Origin of the sequence: Caulobacter segnis ATCC 21756 (assembly GCF_000092285.1) — a bacterium.
Lineage (GTDB): Bacteria > Pseudomonadota > Alphaproteobacteria > Caulobacterales > Caulobacteraceae > Caulobacter > Caulobacter segnis.
The window spans coordinates 2,821,804-2,843,788 of sequence record NC_014100.1 but is presented as its reverse complement, the minus strand read 5'-3'; the positions used below and the strand labels follow the sequence as shown (position 1 = coordinate 2,843,788).

Here is a 21,985-nt window from a genome sequence, read left to right as displayed (position 1 = left end):
TCACGCCGGATCTTTCCTGATGACCACGACCGCCCCTTCGATCGACCGACGCTACGACCTGGACTGGATTCGCGTCGGCGCGTTCTTCCTGCTGATCCTCTACCATACCGGCATGTTCTACGTGCCCTGGGAATGGCACGTGAAGACGCCGCACGTCGTGGAGGGTCTGATGCCCTTCATGCTGCTGACCAATCCCTGGCGGCTGACGCTATTGTTTCTGGTCTCGGGCGCGGCGACGCGGTTCATGGCCGACAAGACCAGCGTCGGCAAGCTGACCGGCGCCCGCATCGCACGCCTGCTGCCGCCGCTGCTCTTCGCCATGTTCGTGATCGTGCCGCCGCAGTCCTACTACCAGGTGGTCGAGCACATGGCCTCGCACCCAGGCAGCGGGCTCTCCGTCGACAACTTCTGGGTCCGCTATGTCACCTCATCCGGTCACTGGTGCGGCTCGGACGGCGAGTGTTTGACCACCCCGACCTGGAACCACATGTGGTTCGTCGCCTACCTGCTGTTCTACACGCTGGTGCTGGCCCTGATACTGCTGGTCTGGAGAGCGGCTGGCGAGCGCATACAGTCCGGTGCGGAGCGCGTGCTGAAGGGCGTTGGTCTCTTCGTCTGGCCGATCCTGCTGCTGGGCCTGCTGCGCGCCATGCTGTACGCCAAGTATGGCGAGACCCACGCCCTCGTGGGCGACCACTACGTCCACGCGGTCTCCTTCAGCGCCTTCCTGCTAGGCTTTGGCCTCGCCAAGTCGGAGGTGCTGCGCGATCGCCTGATCGCCGTGCGCTGGCCGGCGCTGGTCTTGGCGGTCGCTGCATGGGCTGTGTGGAGCGTCTATGTCTGGACCTACCGTCACGATACGCCCGTCCCATCGCCTCAGTTGAAGCTGGCCATGCGCTTCGTCTTCGCCACGGACACTTGGTGCGCGATCGTCGCCATCCTAGGCTTCGGCGCCAAGCATCTGACCCGCGGCGGCCCCGCGCTGCGCTATCTGACGCTGGGTGTGTTCCCGTTCTACCTGGTCCACCAGACCCTGATCGTGGTGATGGCGTATCACTTGGCCAAGCTCGGCCTGCCGCAGGCGCTGGAGGGGACGATCCTCGTGGCCGCGACCTTCGCCGGATGCTTCGCGACCTACGAGATCGTGCGGCGGATCCCCGGCGTTCGGATTCTGTTCGGTCTGAAAGGTCAGCCAGCCGGGGCGCGGGCCAGTCGACCGCCGGCCCTGGCGTAGGCCTGGGTTCCGCGGGTGATCATGGCGTCGCCGGGGACGATCTCGGCGACGCCGATGTCGCTGGCCCCCGACAGGCGCTCGTAGAGCGCGCCGAAGTCGCGGAGCGTCACCTCCTGCAGGGTCTGGATCGAGTCGATCACGAAATAGACCTGCTGGAAGTCATCGATCCGATAGAGGGTGCGCATCACCCGCTCCAACTCGAAGCCGATCCGGTTAGGGGAGGGATCGTCCAGGGCGAAGATGGACTCGGCGCGCGACGAGACGATGCCCGCGCCGTAGATCCTGAGCCCCTCCGGCGTGTTCATCAGGCCGAACTCCACCGTGTACCAGTAGAGCCGCGCCAAGTTGGCCAGGCGTCCCAGCCCCAGGGCGCGGCGCCCCCCTTCGCCATAGGCCTGCATGTAGTCGGCGAAGGTCGGGTCGGTCAGCATCGGAACGTGGCCGAAGACATCGTGGAAGATGTCCGGCTCTTGCAGGTAGTCCAGCTCATGCGGCGTGCGGATGAACTGGCCGGCGGGGAAGCGACGGTTGGCGAGGTGGTCGAAGAAGACGTCGTCGGGCACCAAGCCCGGCACGGCCACCACGCTCCAGCCCGTCAGCCGCTGGAGCTCCTCGTTGATGCGTTTGAAGTCGGGAATGCCCGCGCGATGAAGGTCCAGCGCGTCCAGACCTCGCAGGAATTCGTCGCAGGCCCGGCCATTCAGCATTTGGGTCTGGCGTTCGTACAACGTGATCCAGACGTCATGGTCGGCCTGGGAATAGGCTTCCCAGCCCTGATCGATCGTCCAATCCTGGTTCGCTCCCGGCGGGGGCGCGCTACTGATGCCTTCTCCGCTCATTCGACGACGCTACGCCCCGATTTTCGCAAAAGCTGTTCGGAGTTTGCGCAAATAGCGCGATTGGGCGGATAGGTTTGCCGCCTAGTGCGAGATTCGAGGCCGAAGCTTGTATTGGCCGTGGTCGAAGGACTCGAAGATCACCGCCGTTTGCGGGTGGCCGACCGGCTCGCCGCTGTCGTCGGGCAGCAGGTTCTGCTCGGACACGTAAGCGACGTAGCTGTTGTCCTCGTTCTCGGCCAGCAGGTGATAGAACGGCTGATCCTTGGTGGGGCGGATCTCTTCAGGAATCGACTCCCACCACTCTTCCGTATTGGCGAACACAGGGTCGACGTCGAACACCACGCCCCGGAACGGGAAGATGCGGTGCCTGACGACCTGTCCGATCGCAAATTTGGCGAGTCTCGAATTCATGGTTTGGAGAATAGCACGGCTACCTGACTGAAAGCTGAACGTAGGAGCTTCCGAACCCTGAAGACAAGGCGACGCCCTTCCGAAGGACGAGCCACGTGCTATGGTCGAGTCGAAGTGAGGCGTCGCAACCGTTCGCGACGCCTGCGAGACAGGTGGTTTGAACCATGTCGGAGGCGCCGCGCGCGCCCGGCGCCCCGTCAGGGCGGCGTCGGCGGTCGCCGGAAGAGTCGTCGTGCTACGCGGCGCTCGATCTGGGGACCAACAACTGCCGCCTCCTGGTGGCCACACCCTCACCGCGAGGATTCCGCGTTGTTGAGGCCTATTCCCGCATCGTTCGGCTGGGAGAGGGACTGTCGCAGAGCGGCATGCTCTCCGAGGCGGCCATGGATCGCTCGCTGGCGGCCCTGAAAGTGTGCGCCGAGAAGATCCGCCGCCGCAAGGCGGTGCGGGTCAAGGCGGTGGCCACCCAGGCTTGCCGCGGCGCGACCAATGGTCCTGACTTCGTGCGGCGCGTTCACGAAGAGACCGGACTGAAGCTTCAAATCATCAGCCCTCGGGAGGAAGCTCAACTCTCCGTCGCCGGCTGCATGAGCCTGTTCGATCGCGAGCAGGACGCGGCGCTGGTTGTCGACGTCGGCGGCGGTTCGACCGAGCTGTCCTGGGTGGATCTGAAAGGCGGCGGTCTCGACGCCAGGCCTCGCCAGTTCGCCGCCTGGAAGTTGCCTATAAAGGCGTGGCTGTCGATCCCGGTCGGCGTGGTCACGCTGGCGGAGCGCTTCCCGGAAGGCGAAGTCGCCACGGAGGCCTGGTTCCGCGCCATGGTCGACGACGTCAAAGCACGCATCGAAGGCTTTCCGCACGCTGAGCCGATGCGCCCGATCTTCGCGGAAGGGCGGGCGCATCTGGTCGGAACCTCAGGGGCGATCACCAGCCTGGCGGGTCTGCATCTTGGACTGCCGCGCTACGATCGTAACGTCGTCGACGGACTGTGGATGCGGCGCGACGACTGCGATGTGGCTGCCGCTCGCCTTCTATCTTTGACGTCGGCCGAGCGAGCGCAGGAACCGTGCATCGGGGCCGATCGCGCCGATCTGGTGCTGGCTGGCGCGGCGATCCTTCAGGCGGTGCAGGAGCTCTGGCCATGTTCGCGCGTGCGTGTCGCCGATCGAGGGCTTAGAGAGGGGCTTCTGATGTCCCTGATGTCCGACCAGCAGAAGCGCCCGCGCCGGCGCCGTCGCGGTGGCGCATCCAAGAAGCCGGTGTCCGCATGAGCGAAGATCCTCCCCGTCGCCGCATGGTGAAGCCGCCCACGGGCGGCTCCGAGGGCGGGCGCGGCAAGCCGGCGCGCCTGAAGACCGCCTACGGCCGCACGCCTAGCCAGCAGGCCTGGCTGGAGCGGCAGATCAACGATCCGTTCTCGGCCAAGGCGCGGGCCCTGGGCTATCGCAGCCGGGCCGCGTTCAAGATCAGCGAGATCGACGAAAAGTTTCACTTCTTCCGCAAGGGCGCGAGGGTCATCGACCTGGGTTGCGCCCCAGGCGGCTGGCTGCAAATCGCGGTCGAGCGCGGGGTTACCGATCTTGCGGGCATCGACCTCCTGCCGGTCGATCCTGTCGCGCCGGCCCACATCCTGGAGATGGACTTCACGGCCGACGGCGCGCCCGAGAAGCTGATGGAGATTCTGGGCGGCGAGCCGGATCTGGTCATGTCCGACATGGCGCCTAACACCGTGGGCCATCGCGAGACCGACCACCTGCGGATCGTCGGTCTGATCGAGATCGCCGCCGAGTTCGCCGTGGATGTGCTCAAGCCCGGCGGCGCCTTCGTCGCCAAGGCGTTCCAAGGCGGCGAGACGGCCGAGGTCATCGGCAAGCTCAAGCGCCATTTCACCAAGGTCCAGCATTTCAAGCCCAAGGCCAGCCGGCAGGACAGTTCGGAGGTCTTCCTCGTCGCGACGGGGTTCAAGGGGCGGTGAGCGACCAGGGGGGCGTCATCGGAGGATTGGTCGCCAGGCCCTTCAGGAACCTGGCGATCTCTATCGCCTTCGTATTGTTCGTCGCCGCCTGCGCGATCGTCGCCTATATGGCGGACGGATGGTCGTTCGGCGACGCGCTGTACATGGTCACCTTGACCATCTTCACGGTCGGCTATGGCGAAGTCCGGCCGATCGACAGCCACTACTTGCACGGCGTCACCATGGCCACGATGGTGTTCGGGTGCACGGGCGTCATCATCGTCACCGGCTCGCTGGTGCAGGCGCTCACCCAGTCTCAACTCGAACAGTTCTTTGGAAAGCGCGTGGAACGCGACATCGACCGGCTGGACGGCCACACCATCATCTGCGGCTTTGGGCGCATCGGACTCATGCTGGCCGGAGAGCTGGCGTCGGTCGGCGAGACCTTCGTGATCGCCGAGCGCGACGAGGCGCGCTGCCAGGAGGCGAGGGCGCTCGGCTATCTCTGCCGTCATGCCGACGCCACCGACGAGGACGTGTTGCGGATGCTGCATGTCGAACGCGCCAAGGTGCTGGCCACGGTGCTCCCCGACGACGCCGCCAACGTCTTCATCACGCTGTCGGCCCGCAGCCTCAATCCCAAGCTCGAGATCATCGCCCGCGGCGAGCGCCCCACCACCGAACGCAAGCTGGTGCAGGCCGGCGCCGATCGCGTGGTGATGCCGGCCCATATCGGCGCCGAGCGTATCGCCGAGATGATCCTGTATCCGCGGCTCGTGAATTTCCTGCGCGGAGAAGAGCCCAAGGGCGACGGCACGGACGAGGGGCTGGCCAAGCTGGGCCTTGACCTGCGCGTGATCACCGCGCCCCCGAACCTCGGCGCTCGCAAGGCCACCGTTGGGGAACTCGAACGGCGGAGCGGCGGCGTGCTGGTGGTTAGGATCGAACGCGCCGACGGAGCCGTGATCGAAAGCCCGTCGTCCGATGAGATCATCCGCACGGGCGACGCGCTTGCGGTGGTGTCAAAGTCCGGTCGCTCAAGCCTGGGCAGCCTCGCCGACTGACGCAGGGGTTGTCGCGGCGGGGGCGATCATCTTCAAGTCGCTGAATTTTCTTGAAAATCTGTGTTTCTCATTGCTGGCCTCGCGCGGCTCGCCCGCGCGGGCCCTTGCGGAGCATCCGCGCTTACGAGAGACCCGCTATGTCCAAGATCCTCCGTCTCGCTCTCGCGTTCGCCGTCGCCCTGTCGAGCGCCAGCGCCGCCTACGCCGCCGCGCCGTGCCGCGACGCCAAGGGCAAGTTCGTCAAGTGTCCGGCCGCCGCCGCGCCCACCAAGCCGACCAAGTGCAAGGACGCCAAGGGCAAGTTCGCCAAGTGCGGGACCCCCGGAGCCAAGCCCGTCTAGGCGGATGAGCGGCGTCGGCCGTCTTGGTCGCCGCCGCCTGGCGCCCGTCTAGAAAAATTCCTCTCCATTTCGCGCCGACTCCGGGTCGACAACGGTCGGCCTCACGGCTATATCCGCGCCGCAAAATGGAGACTCCGATGGAGATTCGCGAAGGGCTCACCTTCGACGACGTTTTGCTCGAACCCGGCCCGTCCGACGTCATGCCCACTCAGGTGACGACCGAGACCCGGTTCACGCGTGAAATCAGTCTGAACATACCGCTCGTGTCCGCCGCCATGGACACGGTGACCGAAAGCCGCCTCGCCATCGCCATGGCGCAGGCCGGTGGTCTGGGCATCCTGCACCGCAACCTCACCAACGAGGAGCAGGCCGACCAGGTCCGCGAGGTCAAGCGCTACGAAAGCGGCATGGTCATCAACCCGCTGACCATCCACCCCGACACCACCCTGGCCGAGATCCGCGAGATCAAGGCCCGCCGCAAGATCTCGGGCTTCCCGGTGGTCGAGCGCGGCTCGGGCAAGCTGGTCGGCATCCTGACCAACCGCGACATGCGCTTCGAGGGCGACGACAAGGTCCCGGCCTCGGCGCTGATGACCCGCGAGAACCTGATCACGGTGGGCGAGGGGATCGATCACCGCGAGGCGCGCGAGCTGCTGCGCAAGCACAAGATCGAGCGCCTGATCGTCGTCGACGACGCCTACCGCGCCGTCGGCCTGATCACGGTGAAGGACATCGAGAAGGCCCAGGCTCACCCCCTGGCCGCCAAGGACGACAAGGGCCGCCTGCTGGTTGGCGCGGCCTCGACCGTCGGCGACGCCGGTTTCGAGCGTTCGATGGGCCTGGTGGACGCCGGCGTCGACGTCGTCGTCATCGACACCGCCCACGGCCACTCCAGCCAGGTCGCTCAGGCTGTCAGCCGTCTGAAGCGTGAAGCCAACCGCGTCCAGATCGTGGCCGGCAACATCGCCACCTACGACGCCGCCCGCGCCCTGATCGACGCCGGCGCCGACGCGGTGAAGGTCGGCATCGGTCCGGGCTCGATCTGCACCACCCGCATCGTCGCGGGCGTGGGCGTGCCGCAACTGACCGCGATCATGGAAGCCGTGCGCGCGGGCCGCGAGGCTGGCGTGCCGATCATCGCCGACGGCGGCATCAAGTACTCGGGCGACCTGGCCAAGGCCATCGCCGCCGGAGCCTCGACCGCCATGATGGGTTCGATGTTCGCCGGCACCGAAGAGGCGCCGGGCGAGGTGTTCCTGTACCAAGGCCGCTCGTACAAGAGCTATCGCGGCATGGGCTCGGTGGGCGCCATGGCCCGCGGCTCGGCCGACCGCTACTTCCAGAAGGAAGTAACCGACAGCTTCAAGCTGGTGCCGGAAGGCATCGAAGGCCAGACGCCGTTCAAGGGGCCGATCTCGCCGGTGCTGCACCAACTGGTCGGCGGTCTGCGGGCGGCCATGGGCTATGTCGGCGCGCCGACCATCCCCGAGCTGCAGAAGCGCGCCAAGTTCGTCCGGATCACGGGCGCGGGCCTGCGGGAAAGCCACGTCCACGACGTGATGATCACCCGCGAGGCGCCGAACTACCCGAGCGCGGTCTAGACGATGCGGATGGCGTTCGAACTTCAGATGCTGGGCGTGGCGGTCCTGATCGGCCTCGTCCACCTGCTGGCGGCGGCCTTGGCGGGCGTGTCACAGCGGGGCCTGAAGTGGAGCGCCGGTCCGCGCGACGAGCCCTTTCCGGTCAGCGGCGTGGCCGCGCGACTGGAGCGGGCCTTCGCCAACTACCGCGAAAGCTTCCCGTTCTTCGCCGCCGCCGTGCTGGTCGCCTATCTGGGCGGCCGGTTCGGGACGCTGACTTTGGTGGGCTCGGGCCTCTATGTCGGCGGCCGCATCGCCTTCCTGCCGCTCTACGCGCTGGGCGCGCCCTGGGTGCGCAGCATCGCGTGGGCCGTCTCCTTCACGGGGATTTTCCTGACCCTTCTGGCCCTGGTCGTCTGATGCGCGACGGAGGACGGGTTTCAGCGGCGATCGAGGTTCTCACCGAGATCGAGACGCGGCATTTTCCAGTAAAGATGGCGCTGAAGCGCTGGGGCGAGGCGGCCCGCTACGCAGGCTCCAAGGATCGGGCCTTCGTCTCCGGCCTCGTGCTGGACGCCCTGCGTCGCAAGCGTTCGCTGGGGTGGATGATGGGCGACGCCAGCCCGCGCGGCGTCGTTCTGGGCGTGCTGGCCTTCACCTGGGCTTGGACGCCCGAGCGGATCGCCGAAGCCACGGCCGAGGAACATGGCTTTGGCGCCCTGACCGACGCCGAGCGTGAGCGTCTGGCCAGCCCGATCGCGTTGGGCAACGCACCCGCCCCGGTCGTCGGCGACTATCCAGATTGGCTGGAAGAGCGGCTGATCCGCACGTTGGGCGCCGACCAGACCGTCGAGATGCGGGCCCTGTCCGAGCGCGCGCCGGTGGACCTGCGGGTCAACACCTTGAAGACCGACGCCGAGCGCGCCGCCAAGGCGTTGGCGCCGATCCACGCCGCGCCGGCGGGCATCCTGCCGAACGCCTTCCGCATTCCGGCGCCGGCGGCCGCTGACCGCACCCCGTCCGTCGAGGCCGTGCCGGCCTTTTCCAAGGGCTGGTTCGAGGTCCAGGATCTGGGCTCGCAGATCGCCGCCGCCGTGGCGGGCGAGGTCAAGGGCAAGCAGGTGCTGGACTTCTGCGCCGGCGGGGGCGGCAAGACGCTCGCGCTCGCCGCCGCCATGGGCAACAGCGGCCAGATCTTCGCCCACGACGCCGACGCCCGCCGCCTCGCCGACACGATCCGTCGGGGTCAGAGGGCAGGGGTCCGCAACCTGCAGATCCGCTCGCCGATCGAGGCGACCCCGCTGAAGGGCCTGGAGGGCAAGATCGACGTCGTCTTCGTCGACGCCCCCTGCACCGGCGCCGGCACCTGGCGCCGCCACCCCGACGCCAAGTGGCGTCTGTCGCCCGACCAACTGGCCAAGCGCCAGATCGAGCAGGACAGCGTGCTGGAGGACGCCGCGACCTTCGTGAAGGCCGGCGGCCGCATGGTCTATGTCACCTGCTCGCTGCTGACCGACGAGAACGAGGACCGCGTCGCCGGCTTCCTCGAACGCCACCCCGAATTCACCGTGAAGCCGATCGCCCTGGCGGGCGTCGAGCAGCACGTGACCCCCGAAGGCTATCTGCGCCTGACCCCTTACCGCGCCGGGACGGACGGCTTCTTCGCCGCCGTGCTGGAACGATCCACCTATACGCCCTGACCTGAACGCCAGACCGCTGGAGACCCGCCGATGACCCCTGAACCGAACCACCAGCGCGTCCTGATCGTCGACTTCGGCAGCCAGGTGACCCAACTCATCGCCCGCCGCGTGCGCGAGGCCGGCGTCTATTGCGAGATCCATCCGTTCGACAAGGCCGAGGCCGTCGTCGACGAATACAAGCCCAGCGCCATCATCCTGTCGGGCGGTCCGGCCAGCGTGCTGGAGGCCGACAGCCCCCGCATCGGCCGCAAGCTGTTCGACCTGGGTCTGCCGCTGCTGGCCATCTGCTACGGCCAGCAACTGCTGTGCGACGTTCTAGGCGGCAAGGTCGAGGGCGGCCACGCCGGCGAGTTCGGCCGCGCCGAACTGACCGTTGGCAAGGACAGCCCGATGTTCCAGGGTCTGGCCGGCGTCGGCGGCGTTGAGACCGTCTGGATGAGCCACGGCGATCGCGTCACCGCCATTCCGGACGGCTTTGAGGTCATCGCCACCTCGACCGGCGCGCCGTTCGCGGCCATCGCCAATGACGCCAAGAAGATCTACGCCCTGCAGTTCCACCCCGAGGTGTACCACACCGTCAACGGGGCCAAGATGTACCGGAACTTCCTGTTCAACATCGCCGGCCTGAAGGGCGACTGGACCATGGCGGCCTTCCGTCAGGAGATGGTTCAGAAGATCCGCGACCAAGTGGGGACCGGCAAGGTGATCTGCGGCCTGTCGGGCGGCGTCGACAGCTCGGTGGCCGCCGTGCTGATCCACGAGGCCATCGGCGACCAGCTGACCTGCGTGTTCGTCGACACGGGCCTGCTGCGCAAGAACGAGGCCGAGCAGGTCGTGACCCTGTTCCGCGACCACTACAACATCCCGCTGGTCCACGTGGACGCCGGCGACCTGTTCCTCGGCGAACTGGCGGGGGTCAGCGATCCGGAGACCAAGCGCAAGACCATCGGCCGCCTGTTCATCGACGTGTTCGACAAGGAAGCGGCCAAGATCGACGGCGCGCAGTTCCTGGCCCAAGGGACGCTCTATCCCGACGTCGTCGAGAGCGTTTCGGCGCGCGGTGGCCCCTCGGCGGTGATCAAGAGCCACCACAATGTCGGCGGCCTGCCGGACTACATGAAGCTGAAGCTGGTCGAGCCGCTGCGGGAGCTCTTCAAGGACGAGGTCCGCGCCCTGGGCGTCGAGCTGGGCTTGGCCCCGGCCTTCGTCGGCCGTCACCCGTTCCCCGGCCCGGGCCTGGCCATTCGTATCCCCGGCGAGATCACGCCCGAGAAGGTCAAGGTGCTGCAGGAAGCCGACGCCATCTATCTGGAGGAGATCCGCAACGCCGGCCTCTATGACCAGATCTGGCAGGCCTTCGCCGTGCTGCTCCCCGTGAAGACAGTGGGCGTGATGGGCGACGCCCGCACCTACGAGAACGTCTTGGCCCTGCGCGCTGTGACCTCGACCGACGGCATGACCGCCGACTTCTTCGAGTTCCCCTGGCCCGTGCTGGGCAAGACCGCCACGCGGATCATCAACGAGGTTCGCGGCGTCAACCGCGTGGTCTACGACGTGACCAGCAAACCGCCCGGCACGATCGAGTGGGAGTGACGGGGCGTCATTTTAGGGCGTTCAGCGACTATCGAAAAATGCTGTAAGCGCCTGAAATAAATCGTGTTTTCTTTCATCAAGGAGCGCTGGCAATCGCCAGCGCTCTTTTGCTTTGACGGTACGAGTGACGGTACTCCCCAAAGGCTTGCGGGATTGATCTTAGGCGATATACCGTCCCGGATTACGTCATGACGGTATTTTTTTCGAACTCAAGTCCCTGAAAATCCAGCGGAAATTGCGCGAAAGTCGGCCTGAAGTGGTCTGACGGTATTTTTGCGCGTCCGAGCGGCGATTTGGGGCCATTCGGAGACCGTCAATGCTCACGGACAGTAAGCTCAAGTCCCTGAAACCACAGGCGAAAATGTACAAGGTGGCGGATCGTGACGGTATTTTCGTCGCGGTCGCTCCGAGCGGGACGGTGTCGTTCCGCCTGGACTACCGGATCAACGGCCGCCGAGAGACGCTAACCCTTGGCCGGTATGGGGTTGGCGGCATTACCCTGGTGCGCGCCCGGGAGCTGGCCATGGAGGCCCGCAAGGCCGTCCGCGATGGTCAATCGCCGATGATCGAGCGCCGTCGCGCCAAGGCCGCGCAGCGCGATTGCGGGACGTTCGGCGAATGGGCCGAGCGCTGGTTCGAGAAGGCCACCATGGCCCAGAGCACCCGCGACATGCGCCGGTCGATCTATCTGCGCGATGTGGCCAAGGTGTTCCAAAACCGGCGCCTGCATGAGATCGAGGCGATGGATATTCGCCTGGCGTGCGAGGCGATCGTGGCACGCGGGGCGCCGGCGACCGCCATTCACGTCCGGGAGCTGGTCAAGCAGGTCTATGCCTTCGCCCGCCTGCACGGCGCCAAGGTCGACAATCCCGCCACCGACGTCAGTCCATCCTCGATCGCCAAGTTCCAGCCGCGAGAACGGTCTCTGACGCCCAAGGAGATCCGGATCTTCTACAGCCTGCTGGAGATGGTCCCGACCCTGCCGACCATTCGCCTGGGCATGAAGCTCATCCTGCTGACCCTGGTGCGCAAGAGCGAGCTGGTGTTCGCCACCTGGGACGAGGTCGACTTCGTCAACGCCATCTGGTGCATCCCCGCCGCCCGGATGAAGTGCGGCCGGCCGCATAACGTCTATCTGTCGCGCCAGGCGCTCGACATCCTGATCGCCCTGAGAACCTGCGCGGGCAATTCGCCCTACATCTTGCCGTCGCGCTACGAAGCCGATCAGCCGATGTCGCGCGCCACCTTCAACCGGGTGACGACCGCGATCGCCGAGCGCGCCGAGGAAAACCAGCAGGCCCTGGCGCCGTTCACGGTCCACGACCTGCGCCGGACCGGCTCGACCCTGCTCAACGAAGTCGGGTTCGAGGCCGATTGGATCGAAAAGTGCCTGGCCCACGTGGATCGCCGGACGTCGCGGCGGGTCTACAACGTCGCCGAATACGCCCACGCACGGACGCACATGCTGCAGGAGTGGGCCGATATGGTCGACGCCTGGGCCGCTGGTCGTAAGCACACGCCGACCCTGCAGCCTTCGGTGAGCCACGGCGTCATCCTGGACCCAGGCGCATGAGCGTCGTCCCCGGATCGAGCGGTAGAGTCGTGTCGATCGCAATCGCTCCCGTTGCGCGCGGCCAAGCAGCAGGCGAAGAAGAGCGATGACTGAAGAAGAATGGCGCTCAAGCGCCTGGCGCACTGTCGATGACCTCGCGAAGGAGGGCCTTTCGGGGCCGGGAGGACACGCGCGGGCCCTCGTCACGGTGGCGATGCTTTTGAAGTCCTGCCCACTGACCATCTCACGCCGCTACGGCTATGCCGATGCGGGCTTCTTTGAGCTGCAGGTGCTCGCCGCGAATGCGCGCCTGATGGACGACGATCACGCGATCCCACGCGCCGACGAGGCGGTTGAGACCCTGTTCGTGGCCCTGTCGGTGCAACTCAACGCGCTGGACGCGCTCCACCATGAGCTGGAGGGGGACTTAGCGCCGGCAGAGCCCAACGAGGACTGGCGCGTCGCCTATCCCGACGGCGAGGCGTTTCTGATCCCGCGCGGCGGGCTCCATCGAACGTCCGCGCGTCGGGAGGATGCGCCGTGGCAGATTACCCTGCGTTGGCGCGATCTGATGCCGCATCACAGGCTTCTGCCAGTCGAATTGAATGGCGTGGCCATTGAGCTTCACTGGCGCGACATGGCCAGCGCCTGGCCCGCGAGCGCCCCATTCGGAGCAGGCTTTTTCACCGGTGTGGCGTTTGAGGACGATCTGCCCGGCAAGGACTTCGTGGTGACTGGCGTCACGTGCGCCAATCACAACGGCCAGGTCAGGGACCGTTTGGAGGCCGCGCACGACGCCCAGTGCGTTGCCCTCATCTTGCCAGAGCTCACCATGCCTCCCGAGCAGGTGGACGTTCTGCAAGAGCACCTTCGCCAGCGGATACGCTGGGCGAGCGCTCAGCCGATCAGCGCGCCGGCCCTGATCGTCGCCGGGTCGTGGCACGTGCCTGTCGATGAGGCGGGCAGGATGGGCAATGTCGCGCCCGTCTTCGACGCCTATGGCGAACCCATCCTGCACCACACCAAGCTCTTGGCCTACAATGCCGGCGGCGCGCCCGAGCGGATCGTCGCTGGCGACCGCTTGCACGTGCTGGTGACCGAAGACCGCCTGATCGGCTTTGGCGTCTGCCTCGATTTCTGCGAGCGGCTGGAAGGGGCTTACTTTCCAGAGTTCGACATCGACTACGCGCTGGTCACCTCCTGCGGCGAAGACAAGACCATGCTTGGACATATCGCCACGGCCCGCGACATGATCACCCGCTTTCGGTCACGCGCCTTCGTCGTCCAACACCGCTATCCGCCGTTCACGCCGCCGGGCGCTACGCAGCCGATTGGCTACGTTTTGCCGCCGCGCGATGACCCGAGCGCCGATCCGAACAATACCCGCGTCCACGACGTCTTCAGCGTCCATCCGAGCGACTAAGGGTTTGACTTCGTGAACGCATCCCTATGTAAAACGTTGTAAAGTGTCTTCGGATATGAGGACGATATGACTCGTGAAGCCGCGCGCGCCTTCGACTACATCGCTTCGGGCGACGCCTCGCCCGCGGAAGCGCTGGCGGTTATCCGCGAAGCCGGTGACATGGCGGGCAAGGCATATGGCCAGCGCGTCTATATCGCCCTGAAGGCGGTCACGGTGCGGCGGCTGACCTCGCGACGCGCCGACGACGCTAGCGCCTGGATCGATGTCATTCGCCAATCCTCCGCTCTGCTCAAGGCGCGGGGCGAGACGTTGGTCGGTGAGCGTCTGTTGGTCCTTTCGGACATGGCCGCCGATTGGGCGCGCACTTGCAAGGTTCACGACATCAAGAGTTTGCTGGAGCGGCCGCACGTGCTGTCGATCTTGCAGGCGCTGCATGAAGCAGGCGGCAGGGCCAAGCGCGCGGATCTCGCCAGGCAGCTCGGGATCGGCGACGCCAATTTCTCCCGCATTCTCGGCGCCCTTGAGGCCGTGGGCTTGATCCTGCGTGACAGGCGCAAGGAACGCACGATCGGCCTGACGGAGGAGGGCGCACGCCTGGCGGCTGAACGGTTCGGCCTGCTTTCCCAAATCAAGCCCGTGGGGGCGGCCCTGGTCGGGCGGTCTGTCGAGAGCGTGCTCAAGGACGTCAAGCGACTCGTCAAAGACCACGGGCACCAAATCGCGACCTACGAGCCGACCACCCATTCCATCCATTTCTATGGCGGCGACACGTCGGTCTTCGATGGCTACTCGCTGCGGTGTGAAGTCCACAAGTCCCTCGACTATGTCCAGGCCGATAAGCGGCCAGTGTACTTTGCCGGCGGAGTGGTCGCGTCGCGCAACCTGGTCATCGCACGTGACCCGGTGTCGGGCGTCCTTGGCGGCAAGCCGACCGTCACCGAGAAAGCCTCGGGCAAGGGCCGATCGCGCGGACGCGACTAACTCCCCCCGGGGGCGAACGCGCGCGCCTAAGCCTTCGCCTTTTCTCAGGTTGTCTGCGATGGTCAGGGGAGCGGAGGACGGCGCCATGAGCGATGTCGACTGGAGCCCTGACGACGAGGCGGCCCTGGCGTTGGCGGTGGGGCTGCTCGAGAAGGAAACCCTGACCGACACCCTGCTGAGCATCGCTGGGGCGGCGGCGGGCGCGGGCCTCAAGGGCCTCAACGCCCTGGTGCCGGCCAAGATCGGCGAGAACCTCGCCGACGTTCTCGCTCAGGTGCTGGAGTACACCTTCGACAAGGTGCTGTTGACCGTCGATCGCGACGGCGCGGGTCTGACCGCGTCGAGCTGGTTTGCTCGCCTGAGCGTGGCCCTGAGCGGCGGCGGCGGCGGCCTGGCCGGCCTGCCGGGCACCCTCGTCGAGCTGCCGGTGACGACGGCGCTCTTGATGCGCGGCATCGCCCAGGTGGCCGCGCGCGAGGGCGAGGACCTGTCCTTGCCCGAGGCCAAGCTCGAGTGCCTGAAGGTGCTGGCCTTCGGCGGTCCAGGCCTGCGCGATGACGAGGAGAACGAAGGCTACTTCGCCACCCGCATCGCCCTAGCCACCGGCTTGCCGCGTCTGGCCGAGCAGTCCCTGGCCAGCATCGTGCCGGCGCTGGCGGCCCGGGTCTCGGGGCGCTTCGCGCCGCTGGTCAGCGCTAAGATCGGAACCCAAGGCGTGGCGGTGGTGGGCGCGGTCGCCGGTCTGATCGTCAATTCCGCCTTCGCCGACCATTTCGAGCGCAAGGGGCGGGGACACTTCATCGTCCGCCGCCTCGAACGCCAGTATGGCGAGGCGGCTGTGCGCGCGCGCTACGATGCGGTCAAGGCCAGTGCCCGACCAGCCGAGCGCGGCGCGGTCGGCAAGAGCGGCGCGGCGAGCGCCTGACCGCCTCGCGGACCTATTCGGCCGCCATCTGGTCGAGCGCCAGGGCCGCGCCGATCTTGCGGGTCAGGTCGATCATCCGGGCGACATAGCCGGTCTCGTTGTCGTACCAGCCCAGGACCTTCACCTGGGTGCCGGCCACGACCATGGTCGAGTCGGCGTCGATGATCGCCGAGCGCGGATCGCCCTTGAAGTCGACCGAGACCAACGGCAGATCCTCATAGCCCAGCACGCCGTGGAGCGGGCCGTCGGCGGCGGCTTTGAAGAGGGCGTTGACCTCGGCGACCGAGGTCGGCTTTTCGACCTCGAACACCGCGTCGGTCAGCGAGGCGTTGAGCAGTGGCACCCGGACGGCCAGGCCGTTCAGCCGACCTTTCAGTTCCGGATAGATCAGCGAGATCGCCGTGGCCGAGCCGGTGGTGGTGGGGATCAGCGACAGGCTGGCGGCCCGGGCCCGGCGCAGGTCCGACAGCGGGGTGTCGGTGACGGCCTGGGTGTTGGTCATGTCGTGAATGGTCGTCACCACCCCGTGGCGGATGCCGAGGTTCTCGTGGATCACCTTGACGATCGGGGCCAGGCAGTTGGTCGTGCAGGACGCGGCCGTGACGATGTGGTCGTTGGCCGGGTCATAGCGATGGTCGTTGATGCCCATGACGATGTTGAGGACATCGTCCTTGACCGGAGCCGAGACGATCACCTTGCGCACCCCGCCTGCGAAATGCGGCTCCAGCAACGCCTGCGTGCGGAACTTGCCGCTGCATTCGAGCACGACATCGACGTCTTGCCAGCCGATGCCCTCGACCGTGGCCGATGTGCTGAACCTCACCGGCATGCCATTGATGACGATGGCGTCGTCCCTGGCTTCGACCGCGTGGGGCCAGCGGCCATGCACGGAGTCGAACTTCAGAAGGTGGGCCGACACCGCCGCGCCGCCCTTGGGCTCATTGATGTGGGTGAACTCAAGGTCGGGATGATCAAAGCCCTGGCGCAGCGCCAGCCGTCCCATGCGGCCAAAGCCGTTGATGCCAACTCTCGTCTTCATGCGCGCGCCTCGATCCTCAGCGTGGGTGAAAGGCCGGCGAGCGCCGGCGGGTCGGGAAAGCGACGATCCAGGTCGTCCATCAGCATGTGAGCGAAGCGCAGCGCCTCGGCCCGGACCTGCGGGAAGCGGGACCGCACCCAGCGATCGAGACGCGCCCCGCCAAACTTGCCGCCCGCGCCCAGGGCGACGGCGACGATCAGCAGCGGCCAGCCCGGAATGCCCGGCAGCGCCAGCCCAGCCAGCCCCGCCCAGATGAAAAAGCCGCGGCCGCGCCGGAGCGCCACGTGGCTCATCAGACTGTCTGGATCGTCCTCGGACGCGGGCGCCGAGGCCTGGTCCGAAGCGCCCGGGCCGCGCAGCAAGCCCTTGGCGGCGGTGAGGATAGAGCCGGCGGCGGCCTTGGCGCTTCCGGTCTCGCTGGCGTACATGCCGCGCGGGCGCAGGCCGTTGGCCAGGGCCGCGATCGCCGCGACATTGTTGGCCAGCACCGAGGCCATCACCCCAAAGCCCAGGAAGAAGGCCCCGCCGATGCAGAGGAGGTTGGGGACCAGGATGATCTGCCAGCTGAGGTTCACGTTCTTGTCGAGTTCGCGGGCGATGTCGCGGAACTCGCAGAGCTTCCAAAGGTCGCTCTCCATGAACACCAGCTGGGCGGTGTCTGTGGCGACGGTCGAGGCCCCGCGCAGCGAGACCGAGACATTGGCGCGCTTGAGGGCGATGGAGTCGTTGATGCCATCGCCCACGAAGCAGACCTTGCGGCCTTCGGCCTGCAAGAGCTCGACGTAGCGGGCCTTGTCCTGGGGCAGGACCTCGGCGAAGTAGCGATCCACGCCCAGCGTTTCGGCGAGCTTGCGGGTGGGCTTGTCGTGGTCGCCGGAGATGATCACGATCTGGCGCACGCCACGTTCGCGCAGGCCCGCGATCACCTCGCGCACCCCCTCGCGCAGCTTGGGGGCCAGCTCGATGGCGCCGACCACCTGGCCGGCGACCGCCACGAACACGATCGAATGACCCTCGCCATGGGCCTCCTGCTCGATCGTCGCGACCGAAGGCGGGGCTTTGGCGTCCTCCAGGGCCATGAACCGGCTGCTGCCGACCAGGACGGGATCGCCGTCGATGTGGACGCTGATGCCGTAGCCGATCTTGAACGAGGACTGGTCGGTCTTCAGGAAGGGCCGCCCCAGCGCGCGGAAGCTTTCGACGATGGCCGCGGCGATCGGGTGCTCCAGCCGCTGCTCGGCGGCGGCGGCGTAGGTCAGCACCGCATCTTGGTCGAGGTCGGTGAAGCAATGGACGCGGTGGAGCTGCGGTCGCTCGTGGGTCAGGGTGCCGGTCTTGTCGAACAGGACCGTGTCGACCTCGTCCATCTGCTCCAGCGCCCGGCCGTCCTTGATCAGCATGCCCCGGCCCGCGCACACCGACAGCGAGCTCAAAAGCGCCAGCGGCGCGGCCATGCGGATGCCGGTGCCAAAGTCGCAGTTGACGATCGCCGTCGCGCCGGGGACGCCGACGGCCGCCAAGCCCAGCGACGCCAACCCCAAGGTCGGCAGCACCGCCTTGTCGGCCAGGGCCTCGCCCTTGGACTGCGAGGTCAGGCGGAACGCGGCGGTGTCGTTTAGGATGGCGCTGATCTTGGCGGTGGCGGTCTCGCGCCCGGCGCTCTCGACGGTGATAAGGAGGCGCCCGCCAATCACCAGGGTCGAGGCGTAGACCTTGTCGCCGGCCTGCTTTTCCACCGGCACGGCCTCGCCGGTCAGGACGTGTTGGTCGACCAGGGCGTCGCCCTCGAAGACCACGCCGTCGGCGGCGATCACCTCGCCGGTGTGGGCGGCGATGATGTCGCCCGGACGCACCTGGTCGAGCGGGACCAGGATCTCGACGCCGTCGCGATAGAGGTAGGCGGTGCGCGGCTGCTTGCCGAACACGTTGATCAGCCGGCGGCGGGAGTCTTCCTGGGCGCGCTCGAGCAGCATTCGGCCAAAGCTCAGGCACCAGGCCAGCACCGCCCCGGCGAAGATCTCCAGGGTGAAGAGGCAGGCGATCACCACGATGGCGTCGAGCACGTCGACCCCGATCCGGCGTTCCTTGAAGAGGGTGTCCCAGGCCCCGATCATGGTCGGCACGGCGCAATAGACGAAGAGGGCGGCGGCCGGGACGAGCAGGGCCGGGGCGGCGAACTGAGCGACCGCCGCCAGACCCGCCGCGGCCGTGCAGACCAGGAGCTCATGATTGTTCTTGGCCGGGGAGGGGTCTTCCTGCGCATGGCGCAGGGCCATCTCCAGACACTCGAGCAGTTGCCAACGGTCGAGCGCGGCGGGATCGAAATGGATGAGCGCCGAGCAGGTCTGCGGATTGACCTTGAAGCGGTCGACGCCGAACACGGTCATCAGCTCGCGCTCGATGTCCTGGCACAGCTGCTTCTTGCGATAGAGGTGGGCGTTGCGAAAGCGCACGCGGCCCGGCATCTCGCTGACGATCGACCAGCTGGAGATCACTTCGCCGTAGCGATGCAGCCGCACGAGACCGCTCGGGTCGGTCGCCAGCACCGGCAGGCGCGTCTCCTCGTCCGCGGCGGCCACCACGGTCTGGGCCCCCATCCGCCGGGCCATCTCCCGTGGGGCCAGCGGCCGGTCGAAGTGGATTTCGGCGATTTGGCGCTCGGGCGCGATCTCGACCCGTGTGACCTCGGGGATCTTGAAGAGCGTGGCCAAGAAGCGCTTGGCGTCCTGGCTTTCGGGCATGGCCAGAAAGCCGAGATCAGCGATCCGCAGCGCGCCGTCGCGGGGATAGGTCACCTGCATGGTCTGGTCCGGTCAGCGGCTATGAACGCCGCGGGCCTGCCGCAGGGCGATGCGGTCCTCGAGGTATTCGACCTTCTGGCCGACATCGCGCGCCACCCCCGAATAGAGGGCGTCAAAGCGCGCGGCCGCCGCGCCCGAGACCGGGTCCATGACCCGTTTGAACCGGCGCCACTCCTTGCCGAGGATGAAGCCGGCCGCCAATGCGATCAGGTAAGGCATGACTGGGTCCTCTTGGGCTTGGCGCTCGGAGGCGCTTGGAAACGTGAGGCGAGGCGGCGGCGCCGGTGGGGGACGGCGCCGCCGCCAGCGCTTAGGCGGCTTGGGGCAGGCCGCCAGAGCGCTTGTGGTGGGCGTGGGCCGCCTTGGCCGCGTCGGCGCCGTCGCTGAAGCCATGGCGGATCGGCGAGTCCTGCGGCACGGCGCTCATGACGAGCTCGGCCGAATAGACCGCGCCGAACGCCAGGTAGTAGCAGAACATGTACGCGCTCTTGGCCGCGGCCCGCTTGAGGCCCGGCGCGACCTTGGCGGCGGCCTCGATGGCGTCCTCGCGGCCCTTCTCGAAGGCGCGGAAGACGTCCTCGACCTTCTCGCCGACCTTTTCGCTCACCGTCTCGGTGGCTGGCTCGGCCTCGTTCTTGAGGCTGTCGCCCAGCGGCGGGGCGCTGGCCTTGGGCGCGGCGGCGCGCTTGGGCTTGGCCGGCGGTTCCTCGGGGGCGGCGGCGGGGCCGGGGGTTTCAGGCGTGTCGGTCATCGGGAGCTCCTTGCGGTCTGGAGGCGGATTGCAACAAAAGCAGGGACTAGGCGGGCAGGGGCGCGAGCGCGCCCTGGTTGGCCTTGGGCGGGCCGAGCGCGCGGCGCTCTTCGGGCAGGGTCAGGCCAGTCGAGATCAGGGCGGCCGAGCCGACGAACACCGCCGACAGCCACAGGCAGGCGACGATGCCGCCGGCGTATTGATAGACCAGGCCCGACAGCACCGTACCGGCCAGCCGTCCGCCGGCGTTGGCCATGTAGTAGAAGCCGATGGTCATCGCGACCTTCTCGGACTCGGCGTAGTGGACGATCATGTAGGAGTGGACGGCCGAGTTGATCGCGAAGACCACGCCGAACGCCGCCAGACCCGCGACCAGCGAGAAGCCGGGGAAGACGCCGGCCCCGAGCGCGATGGCGATGGCGACCGGCACCGCAGTCAGGATCGCCGACCACAGGAAGACGGTGTAGCCCTTGGGGGCCTCGCCCGGCTTGGCGGCGATGAACTTCGGCGCCAGCGACTGGACGATGCCGTAACCGATGGTCCACAGCGCCAGATACGCCCCGACCACCATCGGCGACCAGCCAAACACCGCGGCCAGATAGACCGGCAGGGCGACCACGAACCAGACGTCGCGGGCCCCAAACAGGAAGAAGCGCGCCGCCGAGAGGATGTTGATCCGGCGGTCCATCGAGAACATCGAGGTGAACTTGGCCTTCTGCTTGGTGCGGCCCAGATCGTCGGGAAGGTGGCGCCAAAGCGCCGTCAGGGTGAACAGAAGGCCGGCGGCCATGATCAGTAGCGAAAGGTTGAAGCCGGCCACGGTCAGCAACAGCGCCCCGACGAAGAAGCCCACGCCCTTCAGCGCGTTCTTCGAGCCGGTCAGCAGCGAGACCCAGCGATACATGGTCGCGTCGGCGTCCTTGGGGACCACGGCCTTGATGGCGCTCTTGGAGCTCATCTTGGTCAGGTCCTTGGCGATGCCCGACAAGGCCTGGCTGACCATCACGTAGCCGATCACCAGCCAGGTCGGCCAAGCCGGGTTGAGCAAGGCCAGCATGCCCAGGGCCGCGACCTGGATGCCGAGGCCGCCAAACAGCGTCACCCGCAGCCCGAAATTGGCCCCGATCCAGCCGCCGAACAGGTTGGTCAGCACCCCGAACACTTCATAGAACAGGAAGAGCGAGGCGATCTGCATGGCCGAATAGCCCATCAGATAGACCTGGAAGAGGATCAGCATCCGGATGGCGCCGTCGGTGATCGTCAGGCCCCAATAGGCCAGGGTCACCAGGGCGTATTCGAACACCCCGTCGCCGCGTTTGGAGAAGGTGGCGATCAGGCCCTCCAGCCACGCACGCCAGGCGTCGCGCTTGCGCCTGAGCCAGTTCAGCACCGCGCCAAACGGGCCGGCGGCGGGCGGAGCGGCGAGTTTGGCCTGACCCTTGGCTTGGGGGCCCTTGGCTTGCGGGCGGGGCGGCGGCGCGCCGGGGCGGCGACGGACGGGCGGGTGCGCGCGCATGGCCGGCCGCGAGGGGCGGGTCGTGCGGGACGGCCTTGCCGAGGGGGCGGGGGCGGCCGCGCGCGGCGCGGCGAGGTTGCGGATCAGGCCGGTGGCGAACGACAGGGCAAAGCCCGCCGCGTAGGAGGCGCCGCGGGCGGGCGAGCGCGCGCTTGTCGAACGCTTGCGATAGTCCGCTTCGGAGGGCCGCTCACGCGCGGCCGGCTCGCCCGCGGGGGGCGGGCGGCGACGGCGATAGGGCGTGTCCTCGGCGGCCAGGCTCATGCCGTGGGCCTGGCGCT

The 21,985-nt window shown here is 67.3% G+C and carries 20 protein-coding genes; 13 read left to right on the top strand and 7 right to left on the bottom strand.

The window, feature by feature from the left end; translation table 11 throughout:
- Window positions 1–19: 19 nt before the first annotated feature.
- A complete protein-coding gene (locus tag CSEG_RS13015) occupies window positions 20–1,234 on the top strand; it encodes an acyltransferase family protein (protein ID WP_013079703.1) in 1,215 nt (404 codons plus the stop codon).
- Here CSEG_RS13015 and phhA read toward each other — a convergent pair.
- On the bottom strand, window positions 1,189–2,073 hold the full coding sequence (phhA, locus tag CSEG_RS13010) for a phenylalanine 4-monooxygenase (protein ID WP_013079702.1): 885 nt from the start codon (window positions 2,071–2,073) through the stop codon (window positions 1,189–1,191). The genes CSEG_RS13015 and phhA overlap by 46 nt on opposite strands.
- A gap of 81 nt (window positions 2,074–2,154) precedes the next feature.
- Entirely contained in the window at window positions 2,155–2,484 is a 330-nt protein-coding gene (gene hspQ / locus CSEG_RS13005; RefSeq protein WP_013079701.1) for a heat shock protein HspQ, read from the bottom strand.
- A 164-nt stretch (window positions 2,485–2,648) separates the two neighbouring features.
- Between hspQ and CSEG_RS13000 the strand changes: the two genes are divergently transcribed.
- The 12 genes from CSEG_RS13000 (at window position 2,649) to CSEG_RS12945 (ending at window position 15,597) form a co-directional block, all read left to right on the top strand.
- The gene (locus CSEG_RS13000) at window positions 2,649–3,755 is read left to right on the top strand and encodes a Ppx/GppA phosphatase family protein (protein ID WP_041538300.1); all 1,107 of its coding nucleotides are present in this window, start codon (window positions 2,649–2,651) and stop codon (window positions 3,753–3,755) included.
- Window positions 3,752–4,459 carry an RlmE family RNA methyltransferase gene (locus CSEG_RS12995; RefSeq protein WP_013079700.1) on the top strand — a complete coding sequence of 236 codons (708 nt, stop codon included), beginning with the start codon at window positions 3,752–3,754 and terminating at the stop codon, window positions 4,457–4,459. Before CSEG_RS13000 ends, CSEG_RS12995 begins: the two co-directional genes overlap by 4 nt.
- A complete protein-coding gene (locus CSEG_RS12990; RefSeq protein WP_013079699.1) occupies window positions 4,456–5,502 on the top strand; it encodes a potassium channel family protein in 1,047 nt (348 codons plus the stop codon). The genes CSEG_RS12995 and CSEG_RS12990 overlap by 4 nt, the downstream gene beginning before the upstream one ends.
- A 137-nt stretch (window positions 5,503–5,639) precedes the next feature.
- A complete protein-coding gene (locus CSEG_RS12985; protein WP_013079698.1) occupies window positions 5,640–5,843 on the top strand; it encodes a hypothetical protein in 204 nt (67 codons plus the stop codon).
- A 137-nt stretch (window positions 5,844–5,980) separates the two neighbouring features.
- Window positions 5,981–7,444 carry an IMP dehydrogenase gene (gene guaB / locus CSEG_RS12980; protein WP_013079697.1) on the top strand — a complete coding sequence of 488 codons (1,464 nt, stop codon included), beginning with the start codon at window positions 5,981–5,983 and terminating at the stop codon, window positions 7,442–7,444.
- A gap of 9 nt (window positions 7,445–7,453) precedes the next feature.
- Window positions 7,454–7,843, top strand: coding sequence for an MAPEG family protein (locus CSEG_RS12975; protein WP_227878835.1), 390 nt, complete (start codon window positions 7,454–7,456; stop codon window positions 7,841–7,843).
- Entirely contained in the window at window positions 7,843–9,123 is a 1,281-nt protein-coding gene (locus tag CSEG_RS12970) for an RsmB/NOP family class I SAM-dependent RNA methyltransferase (RefSeq protein ID WP_013079695.1), read from the top strand. Before CSEG_RS12975 ends, CSEG_RS12970 begins: the two co-directional genes overlap by 1 nt.
- A gap of 30 nt (window positions 9,124–9,153) precedes the next feature.
- Window positions 9,154–10,716, top strand: a complete 1,563-nt coding sequence (guaA, locus tag CSEG_RS12965; protein ID WP_013079694.1) for a glutamine-hydrolyzing GMP synthase — start codon at window positions 9,154–9,156, stop codon at window positions 10,714–10,716.
- A 316-nt stretch (window positions 10,717–11,032) separates the two neighbouring features.
- Window positions 11,033–12,289 carry a tyrosine-type recombinase/integrase gene (locus CSEG_RS12960; RefSeq protein ID WP_013079693.1) on the top strand — a complete coding sequence of 419 codons (1,257 nt, stop codon included), beginning with the start codon at window positions 11,033–11,035 and terminating at the stop codon, window positions 12,287–12,289.
- Between the two features lie 85 nt (window positions 12,290–12,374).
- Window positions 12,375–13,691: a hypothetical protein gene (locus CSEG_RS12955; RefSeq protein WP_013079692.1), complete on the top strand. Its 1,317-nt coding sequence runs from the start codon at window positions 12,375–12,377 to the stop codon at window positions 13,689–13,691.
- 66 nt (window positions 13,692–13,757) lie between these two features.
- Window positions 13,758–14,672, top strand: coding sequence for a helix-turn-helix domain-containing protein (locus CSEG_RS22595; protein ID WP_013079691.1), 915 nt, complete (start codon window positions 13,758–13,760; stop codon window positions 14,670–14,672).
- Window positions 14,673–14,757: 85 nt separating this feature from the next.
- On the top strand, window positions 14,758–15,597 hold the full coding sequence (locus tag CSEG_RS12945; protein WP_013079690.1) for an EcsC family protein: 840 nt from the start codon (window positions 14,758–14,760) through the stop codon (window positions 15,595–15,597).
- Between the two features lie 13 nt (window positions 15,598–15,610).
- Here CSEG_RS12945 and CSEG_RS12940 read toward each other — a convergent pair whose 3' ends face one another.
- The 5 genes from CSEG_RS12940 to arsJ all read right to left on the bottom strand — a co-directional run bounded on the left by CSEG_RS12940 (window position 15,611) and on the right by arsJ (window position 21,968).
- On the bottom strand, window positions 15,611–16,636 hold the full coding sequence (locus tag CSEG_RS12940; RefSeq protein WP_013079689.1) for an ArsJ-associated glyceraldehyde-3-phosphate dehydrogenase: 1,026 nt from the start codon (window positions 16,634–16,636) through the stop codon (window positions 15,611–15,613).
- Entirely contained in the window at window positions 16,633–19,437 is a 2,805-nt protein-coding gene (locus tag CSEG_RS12935) for a heavy metal translocating P-type ATPase (protein WP_013079688.1), read from the bottom strand. Before CSEG_RS12935 ends, CSEG_RS12940 begins: the two co-directional genes overlap by 4 nt.
- A gap of 12 nt (window positions 19,438–19,449) precedes the next feature.
- Window positions 19,450–19,656 carry a hypothetical protein gene (locus CSEG_RS12930; RefSeq protein WP_013079687.1) on the bottom strand — a complete coding sequence of 69 codons (207 nt, stop codon included), beginning with the start codon at window positions 19,654–19,656 and terminating at the stop codon, window positions 19,450–19,452.
- Between the two features lie 91 nt (window positions 19,657–19,747).
- Window positions 19,748–20,188 carry a hypothetical protein gene (locus tag CSEG_RS12925; protein ID WP_013079686.1) on the bottom strand — a complete coding sequence of 147 codons (441 nt, stop codon included), beginning with the start codon at window positions 20,186–20,188 and terminating at the stop codon, window positions 19,748–19,750.
- Between the two features lie 46 nt (window positions 20,189–20,234).
- Window positions 20,235–21,968 carry an organoarsenical effux MFS transporter ArsJ gene (arsJ, locus tag CSEG_RS12920; RefSeq protein WP_013079685.1) on the bottom strand — a complete coding sequence of 578 codons (1,734 nt, stop codon included), beginning with the start codon at window positions 21,966–21,968 and terminating at the stop codon, window positions 20,235–20,237.
- Between the last annotated feature and the right edge of the window lie 17 nt (window positions 21,969–21,985).